The following is a 17,944-nucleotide window of genomic DNA, read 5'->3' on the forward strand; positions in this document are numbered from 1 at the left end:
TGTTAAAGAGCAGTGAGTTAGGCGCTTTCGCTTGCTAACTCGAGGTGGCGTATATTACGCTTTCCTCTTTCAGAGTCAACCCTAATTTTCAGGATTTTTTCTCTGCGACCCCCGGATACTCTGTGAAGTTGTTCACATGTTCCGTGTCGATGGAGGCGCATTATAGGGAGTTCCTCGCAGGCCGCAACAGGTATTTTCAGCAAAACCGATCGTTCGCTGCATTCCACAGCAAAACCCCGCCTTATACCCACTTGCACACAGTGTTATCCACAGATGCGATTTGTACGGAAAATTTACGAGCGCCACGCAAACGTTTTCGCTACAATTCCCCGCGACGAAACGATCCCCCTTTTTATGGGGGCGTTACCTGAATATGTGCCTGACCCTCCCTTTATAAGGCAAAAAACCTTCTTTATAGAGAGAACGAGGTGGACATTCACGTAACGCTCTTTAATTGCGACTCAAAGCCAAGGGATAAAACCATGCAACAACCTCGTCCAATCCGCCGGGCCCTGCTCAGCGTGTCTGACAAAGCCGGTATCGTTGAATTCGCCGAAGCGCTTTCCCAGCGCGGCGTTGAACTGCTCTCCACCGGCGGTACCGCCCGCCTGCTGGCAGACGCCGGTCTGCCCGTTACCGAAGTATCCGACTACACCGGCTTCCCGGAAATGATGGACGGACGAGTTAAGACCCTGCACCCGAAAGTTCACGGCGGTATCCTCGGCCGCCGCGGCCAGGACGACGCCGTCATGAATCAGCATGACATCAAGCCTATCGACATGGTGGTCGTCAATCTGTATCCGTTCGCCCAAACCGTGGCGCGCCCGGATTGCTCGCTGGAAGACGCGGTCGAGAATATCGATATCGGTGGCCCGACCATGGTGCGCTCCGCCGCCAAGAACCATAAAGACGTTGCCATCGTAGTGAAGAGCAGCGACTACGCCGCCATCATTACCGAGATGGACAACAATGACGGCTCGCTGCGCTATGCCACCCGCTTCGATCTCGCCATCAAGGCCTTCGAGCACACCGCCGCCTACGACAGCATGATCGCCAACTACTTCGGCACGCTGGTGCCGGCATACCACGGCGAGACCGAACAGCCGTCCGGCCGCTTCCCGCGTACCCTGAACCTCAACTACATCAAGAAGCAGGATATGCGCTACGGTGAGAACAGCCACCAGCAGGCCGCCTTCTATATAGAAGAAGAGGTAAAGGAAGCGTCCGTCGCGACCGCCGAGCAGCTGCAGGGCAAGGCGCTGTCTTATAACAACATCGCCGATACCGACGCCGCGCTGGAATGCGTGAAAGAGTTCGCCGAGCCGGCCTGCGTGATCGTCAAACACGCTAACCCTTGCGGCGTAGCGATCGGCGACGACATACTGGCCGCCTACGAGCGCGCTTACCAAACCGACCCGACCTCCGCCTTTGGCGGCATCATCGCCTTTAACCGCGAGCTGGATGCCGCCACCGCGCAGGCGATCATCAGCCGCCAGTTCGTGGAAGTGATCATCGCGCCAAACGTCACCCAGGAAGCGCGCTCCCTGCTGGCCGCCAAGCAGAACGTGCGCGTGCTGGCCTGCGGCCAGTGGCAGCAACGCGTGGCGGGGCTGGACTTCAAGCGCGTCAACGGCGGCCTGCTGGTGCAGGATCGCGATCTGGGCATGGTGACCGCCGCCGATCTGCGTGTGGTATCCGAGCGCCAGCCGACCGAACAGGAACTGCGCGACGCGCTGTTCTGCTGGAAAGTGGCCAAGTTCGTGAAATCCAACGCCATCGTCTATGCACGTGACAACATGACCATCGGCATAGGTGCCGGCCAGATGAGCCGCGTTTACTCCGCCAAGATCGCCGGCATCAAAGCGGGCGACGAAGGGCTGGAGGTGAAAGGGTCCGCCATGGCCTCCGACGCCTTCTTCCCGTTCCGCGACGGCATCGATGCCGCGGCGGCCGTCGGCATTACCTGCGTGATCCAGCCGGGCGGCTCTATCCGCGACGACGAAGTGATCGCCGCCGCCAACGAACACGGCATCGCCATGATCTTTACCGACATGCGTCACTTCCGCCATTAATTCCTTTTGCCGCGTGCGCTCCGGCGCACGCCATTCGTGGAGCCCCTGATGAACATTTTGATTATCGGCAACGGCGGGCGCGAGCACGCGCTGGCCTGGAAAGCCGCCCAGTCTCCGCTGGCGGATAAAGTTTACGTTGCGCCGGGCAATGCCGGCACCGCGCTGGAAGCCAATCTGGAAAACGTGGCGATCGCCGCCACCGACATCCCTGCTCTGGTCGCTTTCGCCCAGAGCCATGACATCGGTCTGACCATCGTCGGGCCGGAAGCGCCGCTGGTGATCGGCGTGGTCGACGCCTTCCAGGCCGCCGGCCTGAAAATCTTCGGCCCGTCACAGGCCGCCGCGCAGCTCGAAGGCTCCAAAGCCTTCACCAAGGATTTCCTGGCGCGCCACCGTATCCCGACCGCCGAATATGAAAACTTCACCGAGGTGGAGCCGGCACTGGCCTATGTGCGCCGCAAAGGCGCACCGATCGTCATCAAGGCCGATGGCCTGGCGGCCGGTAAAGGCGTAATCGTCGCGATGACGCTGCAGGAAGCGGAAGAAGCCGTGCGTGACATGCTGGCCGGCAACGCCTTCGGCGACGCCGGTCATCGCATCGTGGTGGAAGAGTTCCTCGACGGCGAAGAAGCCAGCTTCATCGTGATGGTCGACGGCGAGAACGTGGTGCCGATGGCCACCAGCCAGGACCACAAACGCGTCGGCGACGGCGATACCGGCCCGAACACCGGCGGCATGGGGGCCTACTCCCCGGCGCCGGTCGTGACCGACGAAATCCACCGGCGCGCCATGGACCAGGTGATCTGGCCGACGGTGCGCGGCATGGCGGCGGAAGGCAACACCTACGTCGGCTTCCTGTACGCCGGCCTGATGATCGCCGCCGATGGCCAACCGAAAGTGATCGAGTTCAACTGTCGTTTTGGCGATCCCGAAACCCAGCCCATCATGCTGCGCCTGCGTTCCGATCTGGTGGAACTGTGCCTGGCGGGCGCGGAAGGCCGCCTGAACGAGAAAAGCTCCGACTGGGACGAACGCCCTGCGCTCGGCGTAGTGCTGGCGGCCGGCGGTTATCCGGGCGACTATCGCAACGGCGAAGTTATCCAGGGATTGCCGCAGCAGGAAAGCGCCGACGGTAAGGTCTTCCATGCCGGCACACGCCTGCAGGGCAATGACGTCGTCACCAGCGGCGGCCGCGTGCTGTGCGTAACCGCGCTGGGCGACACCGTGGCGCAGGCGCAGCAACGTGCCTACCAGCTGGCCGAAGGCATTGAGTGGCCGGGCAGCTTCTGCCGCAAAGACATCGGTTATCGCGCGATTGCGCGCGGCAAGTGATTTGACCGTATAAGGTCATGACGAGAGGCTCCGCAGCGCGGGGCCTTTTTTATAGCTGGTCTTCTTTCGGTTCCCAGCTGCAGAAGTCGTCGTTCGCCACCAGCAGCAGTTCGCTGCCTTCGGGCGCTTCCAGCCAGGCAACGCTCACCGGCCGGCTGCTGCTGCGGGCACGCTTCTCGATCCAGACGATGGAGGCGGCATCCAGCCCCGGTTTCATGCGTTGGCCGTCGCAGGTTTGCACCTCGCCCTGCATCCAATGCCCCTGCAGCAATTTCACCTTGCCGGCGCGCAGCGCATTGCTCACTTCGAGGATCCGCCGCGCCTGATATTGGTACAGGGCGATTTCATCGCGGGTCAGCGGTTCGCGGCGTGTCGCCAGCTGGCGCTGCATAAAGCTCACCGTGCCGTCGTCGGCAAAGCGCAGTTGAATAGAGTCGCGATCGCCATCGGCGTCGTTACGTTTGATTTGGCGCAGCACGTCGCCCTGATAGGTGTATAGCGTGGTGATGGTACCCGGACCGCGGTAAGGGCTGTAGACACTGACCAACACCTGCGGACGATGTTGCTCATCGTCTTTACGCCACAGGCGTATCACGCCCTGATCGGCCACAAAGCCGCTGGCGGTAAAGCTGGGAATATCGGAATGGGAACTGCAAGCGCTCAGGCCGACGGCGATGCCTACGGCCATGAGCGCCCGACGAGTAAACAAAAGGGGCGCCATCGCCCCTCTGTTTAATCTTTTCACCGAGGCGCGGTCTTATTTAACAGCGTCTTTCAGTGCTTTGCCAGAAACGAACGCAGGCACGTTGGCTGCTGCGATTTTGATTTCTTTGCCAGTCTGCGGGTTGCGGCCAGTGCGCTCGCTACGATGGTTTACTTTGAAAGTACCGAAGCCAACCAATTGTACTGCATCACCTTCTTTCAGAGACTCAGTAATAGCAGCCAGGGTGGATTCCAGAGCCAGTTTAGCTTGTGCTTTGGAAAGGTCAGCCTTGTCCGCGATTACATCAATCAGTTGAGTCTTGTTCATAAGTTATCCTTACAGTGTGTTTATCGTTTGCAAAGCATCGAGTGCGACGGATATGCCGATTGACAGCACTCTCCTGCATACACGCACCGATAGCCACTTTTTTTACGCCCCCCAAATGTAGACCAGACAGGGTGCGGATGTGAAGCCTTAAGGCATGACAAATCAGGCGTTAAATCACGTTTTGTTGCCTTATTGCGCTAAATTTATCCCGATGTTGCTGACACCCGCCTCTCGCAGGTCGGATCGCAGCCCCTTGATCAGGTCTATATCGCGCTCTTCACAGGCGTCCAACAGGCGGAAAATTTCCCATTGAATGTCCCATTCTTCCTCTACCGCAGGCAAACTTTCCAACTCTTCGTCGGTCATTTCCTTACCGGCTTGGGTCATTTCCAACATCGCCACGGTGCGAATCGATGTTTCGCTGATGGCGATGGCGTGCTCCAGCGTCTCCCCGCCGAGCCGCGAATGGATCAGTTCCCCTAATGCGATACAGGCATCAATTGCCGGGTAAACGCCGTAAAGATCGTAATCTTCCGCCGACGGAATCGCCTCTTCCAACTTCTCGAGCTGGCTGTCGAAGTTGACCTTGGCATCCTTCACTACCAGCGTTTCCCACACCAAATCCAGAATGCGGCGATAAACCGCCGGATCGCCGAACTCGGTCTGTTTGCAGAACATCTGGTAATTCGGGTACATACGCTCGCACAAACTGGCCATAAAGGTCAAATGTTGCCAGGCCTCGAGCCGTTCCAGGCGTAAATGAATCGGGTTACGTAGCATGCTTTACTCTCTTACGCGTTATCTGCGGCGCAGTGTACCCGAAATCGCTCATGGCGACACCTCCGGATGCTGCTGCAACCACCGCTGAAACGCCGGACGACGCGATGCGATGGCGTCGGCCCAGCGGGTCGGCTCCGGTAAACGGTAGCCCGCCATACAGCGTTGCACCCACGCCAGCGCGCTGTCGGCGCCCACGCGATGCCCGGTAGAGATGAACAGCGGGTTGCAACGCGCCTTGCTGCGCCACACCCAGCCCAGCTGTTCACCCTTATCTTCCAACGGCGCCAGCGCGCCGACGGCGGCGTCCAGCGGCGCAAATTTGCCGCACAGGCGCTTCTTGGCCACGCCGATGGTCGGCACATCGACCAGCAGGCCGAAATGGCTGGCGACGCCGAGACGCCGCGGATGCGAAATGCCATGCCCATCGACGAAGATCAGCCCCGGTTTCTGCTGCAGCTGCCCCCAGGCGGCCAACAGCGCCGGGTATTCGCGAAACGACAGGAAGCCCGGGATGTAGGGCATGACGGTGGCGATGCGCGCCACCTGATACTCCACCAGCTCCAGCGACGGATAGCGCAGGATGGCGATGGCGGCGCGCGTCACCGCCCCTTCTTGTTCGAAGCCCACGTCGGCGCCGGCGATGAAGGCCGGCGGTTCGGCCGGCAGATCGTCGTAGCGAATAACTTCAGCCGCGCGCCGCAGCTGTTCGGCGCGCAGGGCCGCCATATCGGTCACATCGGATCCTTAACGGTGGTATTTCGCCGAGTGCGCGTGTACCGCCTCGACGAAGGCGCCGGCGTGCTCCGGCGGCACATCCTGATGGATGCCGTGGCCCAGGTTGAACACATGGCCGTTGCCGTGGCCGAAACCGGCCAGAATGGTCTCCACTTCTTCCGCGATGCGCGCCGGGGAGGCATACAGCATCGACGGATCCATATTGCCCTGCAGCGCCACTTTGTCGCCCACGCGCCGACGCGCGTCGGCGATGTCGGTGGTCCAATCCAGCCCCAGCGCATCGCAGCCGGTGGCGGCCATCGCCTCCAGCCACTGCCCGCCACCTTTGGTGAACAGCGTCACCGGCACGCGGCGACCGTCGTTTTCACGCAGCAGCCCGTCGACGATCTTGTGCATGTAGTGCAAAGAGAACTCGCGATAATCGCGCCCGGTCAGTACGCCGCCCCAGGTGTCGAACACCATCACCGACTGCGCGCCGGCTTTAATCTGGGCATTGAGGTACAGGATCACGCTGTCCGCCAGCTTGTCCAGCAACAGGTGCAGCGTGGCCGGTTCGGCATACATCATCTTCTTCAACTTGGTGAAGGCTTTGCTGCTGCCGCCTTCGACCATATAAGTCGCCAGCGTCCACGGGCTGCCGGAGAAGCCGATCAGCGGCACTTCGCCCTTCAGCTCGCGGCGAATGGTGCGCACCGCGTTCATCACATAGCCCAACTCCACTTCAGGATCGAACACCGGCAGCTTGTCGACGTCGGCGCGGCAGGTCACGGGGGAGCTGAAACGCGGGCCTTCGCCGGCTTCAAAGTACAGGCCGAGCCCCATGGCGTCGGGAATGGTGAGAATGTCGGAGAACAGGATGGCGGCGTCCAGCGCATAGCGGCGCAGCGGCTGCAGCGTGACCTCGCAGGCCAGCTCCGCGTTCTTGCACAGCGACATGAAATCACCGGCCTGGGCGCGGGTCGCCTTGTACTCCGGTAAATAACGACCGGCCTGGCGCATCATCCATACGGGGGTCACATCCACCGGCTGGCGCAACAGCGCGCGCAGGTAGCGATCGTTCTTCAACTCAGTCATTTATGGGGCTCCCTTAATAATCTGCCGGCTATTGTACATTATTCTGCCCGGCACAGCGCCACGGTGTCCTCAATCAACCGGCGCGCCACAGTACCGGGTGGCGGCAACAGCGGCAGCTGGTCGTAGCGATACCAGCCGGCGTTGAGCAGCTCCTTGGGATCGTGGCGAATGTCACCCTGATGGTAATCGGCCATAAAGGCCATCATCAGCGAGTGTGGGAACGGCCACGGTTGTGAAGTGACGTAGCGCAGGTTCTTGATTTCAATATTGCTCTCTTCCATCACTTCGCGCGCCACCGCCTGCTCCAGCGTTTCGCCCACTTCGACGAAGCCGGCCAGCACCGTGTGGATACCACCGCGATGACGCACGTGTTGCGCCAGCAGGATCTGATCGTCGCGCCGAATGGCGACGATCACGCAGGGTGCAATCTGCGGGTAGTACCGCTCTTTGCAGTGGCCGCACAGACAGGCGCTTTCGGTGCGGCTGAGGTGCATTTCATGGCCGCAATAGCCGCAGTAGCGATGAGAGCGGTAGAAATCCGCCAGCTGCACGCCGCGCCCGGCAAGCTGGAACAGACCGCGATCCTGATCCAACAGCTGACGCACCGATCCCATCTCCCGCGGCATCGCCTGGCGCACCAGCCAGACCGGCGCGCCCTCCCATTCACCGATGGTGCGCGCCATGTGGCCCCGCAGCCCAAGAGCGGCGGCCGTCCCCGACGGCAATTCACCGTTCGGTAACCAAAGTTTGCTTTCATGGCTGACGATCCACCAGCCGTTTTCATTGCCCGTTAATGCAAGTTCCATATCGTTGTTGCACAACCTCAGCTTCACTGGCACTCTACAAATCGGCTTTGTTACATTTTAATAACTTACCGGTTACTTTTATTACTTACACGGAGTCAAACATGCTCAACCGTTTGGAAAGGCTGACTCAGCGCGTTGGCGGTAGTAATGAATTAGTTGATCAATGGCTTCAGGCCCGCAAACAGTTGCTGGTTGCCTACTGCACGCTGGTAGGCCTCAAACCGAATAAAGAAAAGCATACGCCGCTGAATGAAAAAGCGCTGGAGAACTTTTGCCACAACCTGGTGGATTACCTCTCCGCAGGGCATTTTCATATCTATGACAGAATTATCAAACAAGTGGAAGGCGCAGCCAGTCCGAAAATGTCGCTGGCGGTGAACATCTACCCCAAGCTGTGGGCCAATACCGAACAGATCATGGCGTTCCACGATCGCTATACCGAAGTGGATATCGATCAGGAGGTTTGTCTGGAATTCCACCAAGCCCTGTCGGATATCGGCGAAACGCTGGCGGCGCGCTTTGCGCTGGAAGATAAGCTGATCCAGCTGGAAGCGGAGGCCGCGCAGCAACCGCTGCCGGACCAGGCGCTGGATCCCGCGCGTTAAAATTTTATAGTTTTTTTTCTTATCCCTCCTATACTGGGGGGCATCTTGTCGGAGTGCCTAGCGCCTGATTTGTTCATCGAATCAGCCAGGCTGAGACCGTTAATTCGGGATCCGCGGAACCTGATCGGGTTAATACCCGCGAAGGGAACAAGAGTAATCTATCGCCACAGGCACGGCCTTCCCCTTGCGGGCGCCCTGCCTTATCGGCCACCATCATTACTCCCTCCGAGCTCCAGACAAGCAACTTTCCCAACCCAACACACTGGTAGGAACTTGCTATGTCTAACGTTAATCCACCGCGCGCCCGTAAAGCGCAACGCGAAGCCGCCCAGCAGTTTATCGACACCCTGCAAGGCATGGCTTTCCCGAACTCACGCCGCATCTATCTCCAGGGCTCGCGCAGCGATATCCAGGTGCCGATGCGCGAAATTCAGCTCAGCCCGACCCTGCTCGGCGGCAGCAAAGACAACCCACAGTATGAACCCAACGAGGCGATCCCGGTGTATGACACCGCCGGCCCCTACGGCGATCCGCAGGCCGAGCTCGACGTGCACGCCGGCCTGGCCAAGCTGCGCGCCGGCTGGATCGACGCGCGCGGCGATACCGCCACCCTAAGCGGCGCCAGTTCCGGCTTTACCCAACAGCGGCTGGCGGACGAAGGGCTGGATCACCTGCGCTTCGAACATCTGCCGCTGCCGCGCAGGGCGCTGCCGGGCAAGTGCGTGACCCAGCTGCACTATGCCCGCGCCGGTATCGTCACCCCAGAGATGGAGTTCATCGCCATCCGTGAAAACATGGGGCGCGAGCGCATTCGCGGCGAGGTGCTACGCCACCAGCATCCGGGCCAAAGCTGGGGCGCCAACCTGCCGGACAACATCACGCCGGAGTTCGTGCGTCAGGAAGTGGCCGCCGGCCGCGCCATCATTCCCGCCAACATCAACCATCCGGAGGCGGAGCCGATGATCATCGGCCGCAATTTCCTGGTGAAGGTGAATGCCAATATCGGCAACTCGGCGGTCACGTCGTCGATCGAAGAAGAGGTGGAGAAGCTGGTGTGGTCCACTCGCTGGGGCGCGGACACCGTGATGGATCTCTCTACCGGCCGCTATATTCACGAAACCCGCGAGTGGATCCTGCGCAACAGCCCGGTGCCCATCGGCACCGTGCCGATCTACCAGGCGCTGGAGAAGGTCAACGGCGTGGCGGAAAACCTCACCTGGGCGATGTTCCGCGATACGCTGCTGGAACAGGCGGAGCAAGGGGTCGACTACTTCACCATCCACGCCGGCGTGCTGCTGCGCTACGTGCCGATGACCGCCAAACGCCTGACCGGCATCGTGTCGCGCGGTGGCTCGATCATGGCCAAATGGTGTCTGTCGCACCATCAGGAAAACTTCCTCTATCAGCATTTCCGTGAAATCTGCGAGATCTGCGCCGCCTACGACGTTTCGCTGTCGCTCGGCGACGGCCTGCGCCCCGGCTCGATTCAGGACGCCAATGACGAAGCCCAGTTCGCCGAGCTGCATACGCTGGGCGAGCTGACCAAAATCGCCTGGGAATACGACGTGCAGGTGATGATCGAAGGCCCGGGCCACGTGCCGATGCAGATGATCCGCCGCAACATGACCGAAGAGCTGGAACACTGCCACGAAGCGCCGTTCTACACCCTCGGCCCGCTGACCACCGATATCGCCCCGGGCTATGACCATTTCACCTCCGGCATCGGCGCGGCAATGATCGGCTGGTTCGGCTGCGCCATGCTGTGTTACGTCACGCCGAAAGAGCACCTCGGCCTGCCGAACAAAGAAGACGTCAAGCAGGGCCTGATCACCTATAAGATCGCCGCTCACGCCGCCGATCTGGCCAAAGGCCATCCGGGCGCGCAGATCCGCGATAACGCCATGTCCAAGGCACGTTTCGAATTCCGCTGGGAAGATCAGTTCAATCTGGCGCTCGATCCGGCCACCGCGCGCGCCTATCACGACGAAACCCTGCCGCAGGAATCCGGCAAGGTCGCCCACTTCTGCTCGATGTGCGGGCCGAAATTCTGCTCGATGAAGATTTCGCAGGAGGTGCGCGACTACGCCGCCGCCCAGGAAGCTGCCAAGCCGATCGAAGTGCAGCTGACCGGCATGGAGAAAATGTCCGCCGAGTTCCGCGCCCGCGGCAGCGAGCTGTATCACAGCGCCGGCGCCGGCACCCTGCAAGAGGAGACAAGCAATGACTGATATCACGACCCCCTTCCCGGCTACGCCCCACAAACTGGGGCTTTACCCGGTCGTCGACAGCGTGGAATGGATCGCTCGTCTGCTGGAGGCCGGCGTCACCACGATCCAGCTGCGCATCAAGGATCTGCCGGATGAGCAGGTCGAAGAGGACATCGCTGCCGCCATCACGCTGGGCCAGCGTTATCAAGCGCGGCTGTTCATCAACGACTATTGGCGGCTGGCGATCAAGCACGGCGCCTACGGCGTACATCTGGGCCAGGAAGATCTCGATACCACCGATCTGGCGGCCATTCACCGCGCCGGGCTGCGGCTGGGCGTGTCCACCCATGACGACGCGGAGCTGGCGCGCGCGCTGGCGGTGAAACCGTCCTACATCGCGCTGGGGCACATCTTCCCCACCCAAACCAAAGATATGCCTTCGGCGCCGCAGGGGCTGACGGAGTTGAAACGCCACATCGCCGGCCTGGCGGATTACCCGACGGTGGCGATCGGCGGGATCAGCATCGATCGCGTACCGGCAGTGCTGGCGTGCGGCGTCGGCAGCGTGGCGGTGGTCAGCGCCATCACCCAGGCGCCGGACTGGCGTGCGGCGACGGCCGAGCTGCTGCGGCTGATCGAAGGCGAGGGCCCGAACGATGCTTAACGATCAGGAATTCCTGCGCTACAGCCGCCAGCTGTTGCTGGAGGACGTCGGCCCGGAAGGCCAGGAGAGGCTCAAGCGCGCCACGGTGCTGATCGTCGGTTTGGGCGGGCTCGGTTCCCCGGCTTCGCTGTATCTGGCCGCCGCCGGCGTCGGCACGCTGCTGTTGGCCGACGACGACCAGCTGCACGTCACCAACCTGCAGCGGCAAATCCTCTACCGCAGCGCCGATACCGCCACCGGCAAGGCGACGCTGGCGCAACGCCATCTGCAGGCGCTGAACCCGTTGGTGGAATCCATCCCGCTGGCGCAGCGGCTGCAGGGGCAAGCGCTGCGCGACGCGGTCGCCCGCGCCGATCTGGTGCTGGACTGCTGCGACAATATGGCGACCCGTCATGAGGTCAATGCCGCCTGCATCGCCGCCGCCAAGCCGCTGATCAGCGGCAGCGCGGTCGGTTTCAGCGGCCAGCTGCTGGTGCTCGAGCCGCCCTATGCGCACGGCTGCTACGCCTGCCTGTACCCGGATCAGGAAGAGCCGCAGCGCAACTGCCGCACCGCCGGGGTGCTAGGCCCGGTGGTGGGCGTGATCGGCACCCTGCAAGCGCTGGAGGCCATCAAAATGTTGGCCGGCATGCCTTCCTCCCTCAGCGGTAAGCTGCGGCTGTTCGACGGCAAGCAGCAGAGCTGGAGCACGCTGCAACTGAGCCAGGCCCGCGCCTGCCCGGTATGCGGAGGCGCGGCATGAAGATCCGTCTGAACGACCAACCGCTGGAGCTGGCGCAGCCGCTCAGCGTCGCCGCCCTGCTGACCCAGTTGGAACGCCACCAGCCGGGCACCGCGCTGGCGATTAATCAAACCATCATCCCGCGCGCCGACTGGGCTGACCATCAGGTGCAGGACGGTGACGACATTTTGCTGTTTCAAGCGATCGCCGGAGGCTGACATGCTGAAAATCGCCGATACCACTTTTACCTCGCGCCTGTTCACCGGCACCGGCAAGTTCGCCACCCCGGCGTTAATGCTGGAGGCGCTGGCGGCCTCCGGCTCACAGCTGGTGACCATGGCCATGAAGCGCGTCGATCTGCGCGGCGGCAACGACGCCATTTTGGCGCCGCTGCAGCAGTTGGGCGCCCGGCTGCTGCCCAACACCTCCGGCGCCAAAACCGCCGCCGAAGCGGTGTTCGCCGCCCGGCTGGCGCGTGAAGCGCTCGGCACCCACTGGGTGAAGCTGGAGATCCATCCCGATGTGAAATACCTGCTGCCGGATCCGATAGAAACGCTTAAGGCGGCGGAAACGCTGGTGAAAGACGGTTTTGTGGTGCTGCCCTACTGCGGCGCCGATCCGGTGCTGTGCAAACGGCTGGAAGAGGTGGGTTGCGCGGCGGTGATGCCGCTCGGCGCCCCTATCGGCTCCAACCGCGGTCTGCGCACCCGTGACTTCCTCGAGATCATCATCGAGCAGGCCAAGGTACCGGTGGTGGTCGACGCCGGCATCGGCGCGCCGAGCCACGCGCTGGAAGCGATGGAACTGGGGGCCGACGCGGTGCTGGTGAATACCGCCATCGCCGTGGCGCGCGACCCAGTGCAAATGGCGCGGGCGTTTCGCCTGGCGCTGGAGGCCGGCGAGCTGGCGCGCAGCGCCGGATTGGGCGCTAGCCAGCGCGGTGCGGCCGCCTCAAGCCCGCTGACCGCCTTCCTCAGCCAGCCAGAGGAGACACAGTGATGGGCGACAATTTCAGTAGCCGCTGGCAACAGCTGGATTGGGACGACATTACGCTGCGCATCAACGGCAAAACCGCACGCGACGTGGAACGCGCGTTGAACGCCGACAAGCTGACGCGCGACGACTTTATGGCGCTGATCTCCCCCGCCGCCGCGCCGTATCTGGAACCGCTGGCGCAGCGCGCGCAGCAGCTGACCCGTCAGCGCTTCGGCAACGTCGTCAGCTTCTATGTGCCGCTGTACCTCTCTAACCTGTGTGCCAACGACTGTACCTATTGCGGTTTTTCGATGAGCAACCGCATCAAGCGCAAAACGCTCGATGCGGCGGAGATCTCACGCGAGTGCGAAGCCATCAAGGCGCTGGGGTTCGAACACCTGTTGCTGGTCACCGGCGAGCATCAGACCAAGGTCGGCATGGACTATTTCCGTCAGCACATCCCGGCAATCCGCCGCCACTTCAGCTCGCTGATGATGGAAGTGCAGCCGCTGGCGCAGGACGAGTACGCCGAACTGAAAACGCTGGGCCTGGACGGCGTGCTGGTCTATCAGGAAACCTACCATCCGGCCACCTATCTGCAGCACCATTTACGCGGCCAGAAGCAGGATTTCCATTGGCGTCTGGCCACGCCGGATCGCCTGGGGCGCGCCGGGATCGACAAGATCGGCCTCGGCGCGTTGATCGGCCTGTCCAACAGTTGGCGCACCGACTGCTACCTGCTGGCGGAACATCTGTTCTACCTGCAGCAAACCTACTGGCAGAGCCGCTACTCGATCTCGTTCCCGCGTCTGCGCCCCTGCGCCGGCGGCATTGAGCCGGCGTCGATCATGAGCGAGCCTCAGCTGGTGCAGCTGATCTGCGCCTTCCGGCTGTTCGCGCCGGACGTTGAGCTGTCGCTGTCTACGCGTGAGTCGCCGTACTTCCGCGATCATATGATCCCGGTGGCGATCAACAGCGTCAGCGCCGGATCCAAGACGCAGCCCGGCGGCTATGCCGACGACGTACCGCCGGAATTGGAACAGTTCGAGCCGCACGACGGCCGCACGCCGCAGCAGGTCGCCGAGGCCATCAGCAATGCCGGGCTGCAGCCGGTGTGGAAAGACTGGGACGATTATCTGGGACGCAGCGCGCAATAAGCGGCAACGTTTACCGCCGCGTGAAGAAAACGCTGGAACGGCCGCGCAATGCCGAACGGTGGCGCTGGCGCCGGCAGGCCCGCCGGCTATAGTGACCTTGCCGACCGCCAAACCCGGCGCCGGCCGGGGCCGTCTCCCTCTCGATGGCCCCGCCTTATCCCATCCCGGATCGCGCCGGAGATTCTCTTGCGCGACGCCGGGCCCTCGCCTGCGGCAATGCGCATATGGCGTATCGCGGCCTGTAAGGGCGTACGGACAGGTTGTCTTGTCGGCTAAAGGACTGTGGCCTAGCGGTGCTCGGCACTCACTCAGCGGTGAGACGCATAGGACGCTGTTGCGGCAGAAAAGTGGGGAAAGAGGAAAAAAGAAGGTACAGGACGAAGAGAGGTTCGAGTCGTCATCCCCGGTGCTGCCAATGGCCCTGGTATTGGCCGCGGATCTTTTTGCCGCCTGCTCCCTGCTTACGGACAAGAGCAGGCGGTTTATTTTGTGAGACTGGCACCCCCCCAGGACGCGAATCACACAGTATGTGCGCTAATTAACCACATAAACGGTTAAATGTGAATGTCTTTTGAGTGTTTTTTTATTTAGTATCGAGTGTGTTCTGAGTTTGCTAAGGAAAATCAAACTGATATCGCCGCAAGCTCCGGGGCATCATCTATAATCCAGCACGGGTTCTTGCGCAGGTTTTTCAGCGCTTGCGGTCAACATCAAAAAAGCCAAGGTTGTCATGAAGAAAACGCCAAATTACATCGATGCAATCAGCGCGTTGCTCACTCTGAAAGGAGTTGGCGACAGAAAGCATGCCTCCACGATGGCCAACATACTGAACCTTCAGTACAACAGCGCCAAACAGAAACTGGATGGCAAAAGAGGCATCACCCTCGATGAAGTCAAAAAGGTTTTCCAGTATTTCAACGAGCCCTTTGCCGGCCAAAGGACGCATAACGGCGTCTTTATCATGAACAGCATTCACAAGCGCTGCAACATTGAGGTCGACGAGTGCCCGGTCACGCAAGCGGACAACGACGAAACCTACGCCTACAAAAAAGACGATCTTTTTATCATCAGCACCAATCGGGAACATGCCGCCGGTGCGCCGCTGTACAAAGTCAACAAGATAGACTTTCTGCCGGCCCCGCGTATCGCGATCCTGGATAATGACGGCGATATTCTCGAACTGTTGAAGAAGATCGCCAGCCGATACGGCATCGAGACTGAGACCTTTCAGACGGCGGACGCCATGCTGGCCGCGCTGGAACAGCAGTCCTTTGAGGCGTTTATTCTGGACTGGCTGTTGGATTTCGGCGAAACCTCCGAACGCGTCGTGAAAAAAATTAAAGACGTTCTCGATCCGCACGCCCGCATTATTATTCTGACCGGCCAGCTGAATCACTACGAGAAAAACATCGGCGATATGATCCTGCACTATGACGTGCACCTGGTGGAAAAACCGACCAAGCCGCTGATTATCTCCTCGCTGCTGCTGTCGAACCTATTCTTTAATTAGTTTGACCGGGATACGGATCAAAAACGATGAGCCCACTCCTTCGACGGATTTGGCTTTAATGGTGCCTTTCATCGTCGTGACGTAATTTTTGATAATGGTCAGCCCCAGCCCCAACCCCTGCCGCGTTTCCCTTTCGACCCCCTGATTGAACGCCTTATATAACCGATCCAGGTTATCGACGTTAAACCCGATGCCGGTATCTTTCACCCGCAAATACAGATTGCCGTGGCACAGCTTCACATTGAGGGTAACCACGCCCCGGTGGGTAAATTTGTCCGCGTTGCTGAGCAGGTTGGCCAATATTCGGTAGAGCTTGTATTTATCAGAAGCAATCAGGCCGGCATAAGACGAACGGTGAATCACGAGGCGATTGCCGCGCCCGGCACCGATGCCGGTTACGGCATCGTCCACCACCTCATTCAGCCGGAAGGTGGAAATATTGATTTTAACTTCTCCCATCTCAAGCCGAGAATAATCCATCACCTCGCGCGTTTGCTCGGCGATCTTATTACCGTGATAGGAGATCAGGCGGGCTTCTTTTTTCAACTCTTCCTGCGCCAGCTCGTGTTCCATGATATCTGCGGCAATGACGATGGCCTGGGTCGAGCCGGCGATCTCGTGGTAGATGGAAGAAATGAAGATGTTCTTGTTCTTGATGATCTCTTTCAACGAGAAGGCATTCCTCAGCACCAGAAACATCATCAGGAACACCAAAATCAGCGAAAAGATGGCGAACATCTCGGCTTTACTCGAGTTGTCCTGAATGATGCCTTTCACTTCGGTAAAGTTTTTAATCTGTATCCGATAAATAATTTCCTGGATATCGACCAGCGTACCCTCGATATCATCCATATAAGAGAGAATGTCCGCCTTGTTTTTCTGCCCCACCAGCAAGCCGGCGGAGAGATCGTCCAACGTGCGGTACTGCTGCTTCAGCAGCGCAACATTCTTGATGAACTCGTCGTCGTAATAAAAAGAGTCGCTGAAGGTCGAACGGCTCTCCAGGATCTGAATCTTCGAGTAGAAGATTTTCTTTTTGATCTGGAAGGCGTCGTAGTCGTTGTTTTCACTGAGCAGCAGCGCGGTTTTGGTCCTTTCAAACGCCAGAAAAAGGATCTCGGCCACCGAGTAGTTGTCCAGATTGGGCTCGATTTGCTTGTAGCGCTCTTTTACGCCGCCGAAGTTAATGGCAATCAACAAAATCAATAAGGAGAAGATGGCAACCAACGCGATAAGAGTACCGATCAGTTTTTTGCTCATCTTATTTCAGCTCCAGCCGTTTAACTTGCCAGACGGTTTTCGCATTCACATCCAGGTTATTCAGCTCGGCGTAGCCATCACGCGGATAAATAATGGCGAACGGCCCCAGCTCCCCAACGTCGATCGGCTTGCCACCGCGCTGATAGGCGACGATCACGCGGTATTTAATCATCTCGTCTATCGGCATCGAGTAGGAGTAATCGTCCCAGGCGAAAGCGCGCACCGACTGGCCTTTCAGGTGATAGGCTTTCACCAGCTCGGCAAACTCAACGCCGGTGAACGTATCTTCCGGGGTGAAATTGGTCGAGGTTTTAATCGTGTGCGCCGGCATCGCCTCCAGCATCTGCCGGGTTATCTTGATCTTCTCGCCGTCGAGCGGTTTCAGGTAAAAATAGTCAACGGCCGCATACAACGGTGCACTGAACAGCGAAAGCAGCAGTAACGTCATCAATCCTTTGATTGTCATTATTCACCCTCTTTACGTTTCACCAGTTCGGCCTGGCCGAACTCATCCTGCCCGACCACGGCCCAGCCGTGATGTTGATAAAAGCCTTCGGCTTTGGAGCCAGGATCGGTGGTTAAGTGGATCGCTTCGGCGCCGTGCTCAAACATCCAGTGAGTGACCCGGGCCAGCAAGGCGGAGCCGATCCCCTTCGACTGGTATTCCGGCTTCACGAACAGACCGCCGATCAGCGGTTCAGGGATGAATAGCCCGAAGCCAACGCCGGCATAGTCGTCGCCATGCTTGCAGATCCAGCCGCCGCCCTGGTTGATGTCCTCCAGCGCCTGTTTACGCTGCAGGTACTGGATCTGATGCGGGTGCAGCAGGTTTTCTTCAACGGAAAAGCGGATCTCATACAGGTAAGGCAGGTGTTGCGCCGTCAATTTTTCGAAGGTAATGAGGCTGTCCATGTTCGCACTGTCCTTGGTTGTTTGGTAAAAAGCGCCGGTCAATTTCTGCTGTAACCATAGTAGCAAAGTTTGCTTGGCCCCGGCATGAGGCGAAAAAAAACCGC

19 protein-coding genes and 1 riboswitch are annotated in these 17,944 nt (G+C 59.9%); of the genes, 10 read left to right on the forward strand and 9 right to left on the reverse strand.

Annotated elements, in window-relative coordinates; genetic code table 11:
- The first annotated feature begins 482 nt into the window (after nt 1–482).
- A complete protein-coding gene (purH, locus tag EKL15_RS22670; protein ID WP_087762900.1) occupies nt 483–2,072 on the forward strand; it encodes a bifunctional phosphoribosylaminoimidazolecarboxamide formyltransferase/IMP cyclohydrolase in 1,590 nt (529 codons plus the stop codon).
- A gap of 48 nt (nt 2,073–2,120) precedes the next feature.
- Nucleotides 2,121–3,404, forward strand: coding sequence for a phosphoribosylamine--glycine ligase (gene purD, locus EKL15_RS22675; protein WP_060425337.1), 1,284 nt, complete (start codon nt 2,121–2,123; stop codon nt 3,402–3,404).
- A 49-nt stretch (nt 3,405–3,453) separates the two neighbouring features.
- On the opposite strand, the gene EKL15_RS22680 is transcribed toward purD, so the two are convergent.
- The 6 genes from EKL15_RS22680 to nudC form a co-directional block, all read right to left on the reverse strand.
- Nucleotides 3,454–4,125 carry a DUF1481 domain-containing protein gene (locus EKL15_RS22680; protein WP_084826978.1) on the reverse strand — a complete coding sequence of 224 codons (672 nt, stop codon included), beginning with the start codon at nt 4,123–4,125 and terminating at the stop codon, nt 3,454–3,456.
- A gap of 36 nt (nt 4,126–4,161) precedes the next feature.
- Nucleotides 4,162–4,434 (reverse strand): nucleoid-associated protein HU-alpha, encoded by a 273-nt coding sequence (gene hupA, locus EKL15_RS22685; protein ID WP_004929874.1) that lies wholly within the window; start codon nt 4,432–4,434, stop codon nt 4,162–4,164.
- A 189-nt stretch (nt 4,435–4,623) separates the two neighbouring features.
- Complete coding sequence (locus tag EKL15_RS22690) at nt 4,624–5,214, reverse strand: YjaG family protein (protein ID WP_025160203.1); 591 nt, start codon at nt 5,212–5,214, stop codon at nt 4,624–4,626.
- A 48-nt stretch (nt 5,215–5,262) separates the two neighbouring features.
- Complete coding sequence (nfi, locus tag EKL15_RS22695; RefSeq protein ID WP_038872943.1) at nt 5,263–5,949, reverse strand: deoxyribonuclease V; 687 nt, start codon at nt 5,947–5,949, stop codon at nt 5,263–5,265.
- Between the two features lie 9 nt (nt 5,950–5,958).
- Nucleotides 5,959–7,023, reverse strand: a complete 1,065-nt coding sequence (gene hemE / locus EKL15_RS22700; protein ID WP_033636735.1) for a uroporphyrinogen decarboxylase — start codon at nt 7,021–7,023, stop codon at nt 5,959–5,961.
- Nucleotides 7,024–7,061: 38 nt separating this feature from the next.
- Entirely contained in the window at nt 7,062–7,829 is a 768-nt protein-coding gene (gene nudC, locus EKL15_RS22705) for an NAD(+) diphosphatase (protein ID WP_060425367.1), read from the reverse strand.
- Between the two features lie 101 nt (nt 7,830–7,930).
- Here nudC and EKL15_RS22710 point away from each other — a divergent pair, with 101 nt between their 5' ends.
- The 8 genes from EKL15_RS22710 (at nt 7,931) to EKL15_RS22745 (ending at nt 15,668) form a co-directional block, all read left to right on the forward strand.
- Complete coding sequence (locus EKL15_RS22710; RefSeq protein WP_048232444.1) at nt 7,931–8,434, forward strand: Rsd/AlgQ family anti-sigma factor; 504 nt, start codon at nt 7,931–7,933, stop codon at nt 8,432–8,434.
- Between the two features lie 39 nt (nt 8,435–8,473).
- Nucleotides 8,474–8,598, forward strand: a riboswitch (TPP riboswitch).
- Between the two features lie 114 nt (nt 8,599–8,712).
- Nucleotides 8,713–10,662, forward strand: a complete 1,950-nt coding sequence (gene thiC / locus EKL15_RS22715; protein WP_084826979.1) for a phosphomethylpyrimidine synthase ThiC — start codon at nt 8,713–8,715, stop codon at nt 10,660–10,662.
- Complete coding sequence (gene thiE / locus EKL15_RS22720) at nt 10,655–11,305, forward strand: thiamine phosphate synthase (RefSeq protein ID WP_197757710.1); 651 nt, start codon at nt 10,655–10,657, stop codon at nt 11,303–11,305. The genes thiC and thiE overlap by 8 nt, the downstream gene beginning before the upstream one ends.
- Complete coding sequence (locus tag EKL15_RS22725) at nt 11,298–12,047, forward strand: HesA/MoeB/ThiF family protein (protein ID WP_084826980.1); 750 nt, start codon at nt 11,298–11,300, stop codon at nt 12,045–12,047. Before thiE ends, EKL15_RS22725 begins: the two co-directional genes overlap by 8 nt.
- Nucleotides 12,044–12,244, forward strand: a complete 201-nt coding sequence (gene thiS, locus EKL15_RS22730; protein ID WP_016929423.1) for a sulfur carrier protein ThiS — start codon at nt 12,044–12,046, stop codon at nt 12,242–12,244. Before EKL15_RS22725 ends, thiS begins: the two co-directional genes overlap by 4 nt.
- Nucleotide 12,245: 1 nt before the next feature.
- On the forward strand, nt 12,246–13,025 hold the full coding sequence (locus tag EKL15_RS22735; protein WP_100397145.1) for a thiazole synthase: 780 nt from the start codon (nt 12,246–12,248) through the stop codon (nt 13,023–13,025).
- On the forward strand, nt 13,025–14,158 hold the full coding sequence (thiH, locus tag EKL15_RS22740; RefSeq protein ID WP_100397146.1) for a 2-iminoacetate synthase ThiH: 1,134 nt from the start codon (nt 13,025–13,027) through the stop codon (nt 14,156–14,158). Before EKL15_RS22735 ends, thiH begins: the two co-directional genes overlap by 1 nt.
- A gap of 814 nt (nt 14,159–14,972) precedes the next feature.
- Nucleotides 14,973–15,668 carry a response regulator gene (locus EKL15_RS22745; protein WP_232734454.1) on the forward strand — a complete coding sequence of 232 codons (696 nt, stop codon included), beginning with the start codon at nt 14,973–14,975 and terminating at the stop codon, nt 15,666–15,668.
- On the opposite strand, the gene EKL15_RS22750 is transcribed toward EKL15_RS22745, so the two are convergent.
- The 3 genes from EKL15_RS22750 to EKL15_RS22760 are packed head-to-tail and all read right to left on the reverse strand — an operon-like array spanning nt 15,654 to nt 17,840.
- Nucleotides 15,654–16,928, reverse strand: coding sequence for a sensor histidine kinase KdpD (locus EKL15_RS22750; RefSeq protein ID WP_089186687.1), 1,275 nt, complete (start codon nt 16,926–16,928; stop codon nt 15,654–15,656). The two genes, EKL15_RS22745 and EKL15_RS22750, sit on opposite strands and share 15 nt — an antisense overlap.
- A gap of 1 nt (nt 16,929) precedes the next feature.
- Nucleotides 16,930–17,394 (reverse strand): oxidoreductase, encoded by a 465-nt coding sequence (locus tag EKL15_RS22755; RefSeq protein WP_049202133.1) that lies wholly within the window; start codon nt 17,392–17,394, stop codon nt 16,930–16,932.
- Entirely contained in the window at nt 17,394–17,840 is a 447-nt protein-coding gene (locus EKL15_RS22760; protein ID WP_049202132.1) for a GNAT family N-acetyltransferase, read from the reverse strand. Before EKL15_RS22760 ends, EKL15_RS22755 begins: the two co-directional genes overlap by 1 nt.
- Between the last annotated feature and the right edge of the window lie 104 nt (nt 17,841–17,944).

The organism is Serratia sp. 4542, from assembly GCF_016805595.1.
GTDB classification, from domain to species: Bacteria; Pseudomonadota; Gammaproteobacteria; order Enterobacterales; family Enterobacteriaceae; genus Serratia; species Serratia nevei.

What these genes read in the sequence shown, in the direction of transcription:
- EKL15_RS22710 (WP_048232444.1), top strand. Translation starts at nt 7,931, where the DNA reads ATGCTCAACCGTTTGGAAAGGCTGACTCAGCGCGTTGGCGGTAGTAAT.
- purH (WP_087762900.1), top strand. Translation starts at nt 483, where the DNA reads ATGCAACAACCTCGTCCAATCCGCCGGGCCCTGCTCAGCGTGTCTGAC.
- purD (WP_060425337.1), top strand. Translation starts at nt 2,121, where the DNA reads ATGAACATTTTGATTATCGGCAACGGCGGGCGCGAGCACGCGCTGGCC.
- EKL15_RS22690 (WP_025160203.1), bottom strand. Translation starts at nt 5,214, where the DNA reads ATGCTACGTAACCCGATTCATTTACGCCTGGAACGGCTCGAGGCCTGG.
- EKL15_RS22750 (WP_089186687.1), bottom strand. Translation starts at nt 16,928, where the DNA reads ATGAGCAAAAAACTGATCGGTACTCTTATCGCGTTGGTTGCCATCTTC.
- thiC (WP_084826979.1), top strand. Translation starts at nt 8,713, where the DNA reads ATGTCTAACGTTAATCCACCGCGCGCCCGTAAAGCGCAACGCGAAGCC.
- EKL15_RS22725 (WP_084826980.1), top strand. Translation starts at nt 11,298, where the DNA reads ATGCTTAACGATCAGGAATTCCTGCGCTACAGCCGCCAGCTGTTGCTG.
- EKL15_RS22680 (WP_084826978.1), bottom strand. Translation starts at nt 4,125, where the DNA reads ATGGCGCCCCTTTTGTTTACTCGTCGGGCGCTCATGGCCGTAGGCATC.
- hupA (WP_004929874.1), bottom strand. Translation starts at nt 4,434, where the DNA reads ATGAACAAGACTCAACTGATTGATGTAATCGCGGACAAGGCTGACCTT.
- EKL15_RS22745 (WP_232734454.1), top strand. Translation starts at nt 14,973, where the DNA reads ATGGCCAACATACTGAACCTTCAGTACAACAGCGCCAAACAGAAACTG.
- EKL15_RS22735 (WP_100397145.1), top strand. Translation starts at nt 12,246, where the DNA reads ATGCTGAAAATCGCCGATACCACTTTTACCTCGCGCCTGTTCACCGGC.
- thiE (WP_197757710.1), top strand. Translation starts at nt 10,655, where the DNA reads ATGACTGATATCACGACCCCCTTCCCGGCTACGCCCCACAAACTGGGG.
- EKL15_RS22760 (WP_049202132.1), bottom strand. Translation starts at nt 17,840, where the DNA reads ATGGACAGCCTCATTACCTTCGAAAAATTGACGGCGCAACACCTGCCT.
- nudC (WP_060425367.1), bottom strand. Translation starts at nt 7,829, where the DNA reads ATGGAACTTGCATTAACGGGCAATGAAAACGGCTGGTGGATCGTCAGC.
- hemE (WP_033636735.1), bottom strand. Translation starts at nt 7,023, where the DNA reads ATGACTGAGTTGAAGAACGATCGCTACCTGCGCGCGCTGTTGCGCCAG.
- thiH (WP_100397146.1), top strand. Translation starts at nt 13,025, where the DNA reads ATGGGCGACAATTTCAGTAGCCGCTGGCAACAGCTGGATTGGGACGAC.
- thiS (WP_016929423.1), top strand. Translation starts at nt 12,044, where the DNA reads ATGAAGATCCGTCTGAACGACCAACCGCTGGAGCTGGCGCAGCCGCTC.
- EKL15_RS22755 (WP_049202133.1), bottom strand. Translation starts at nt 17,394, where the DNA reads ATGACAATCAAAGGATTGATGACGTTACTGCTGCTTTCGCTGTTCAGT.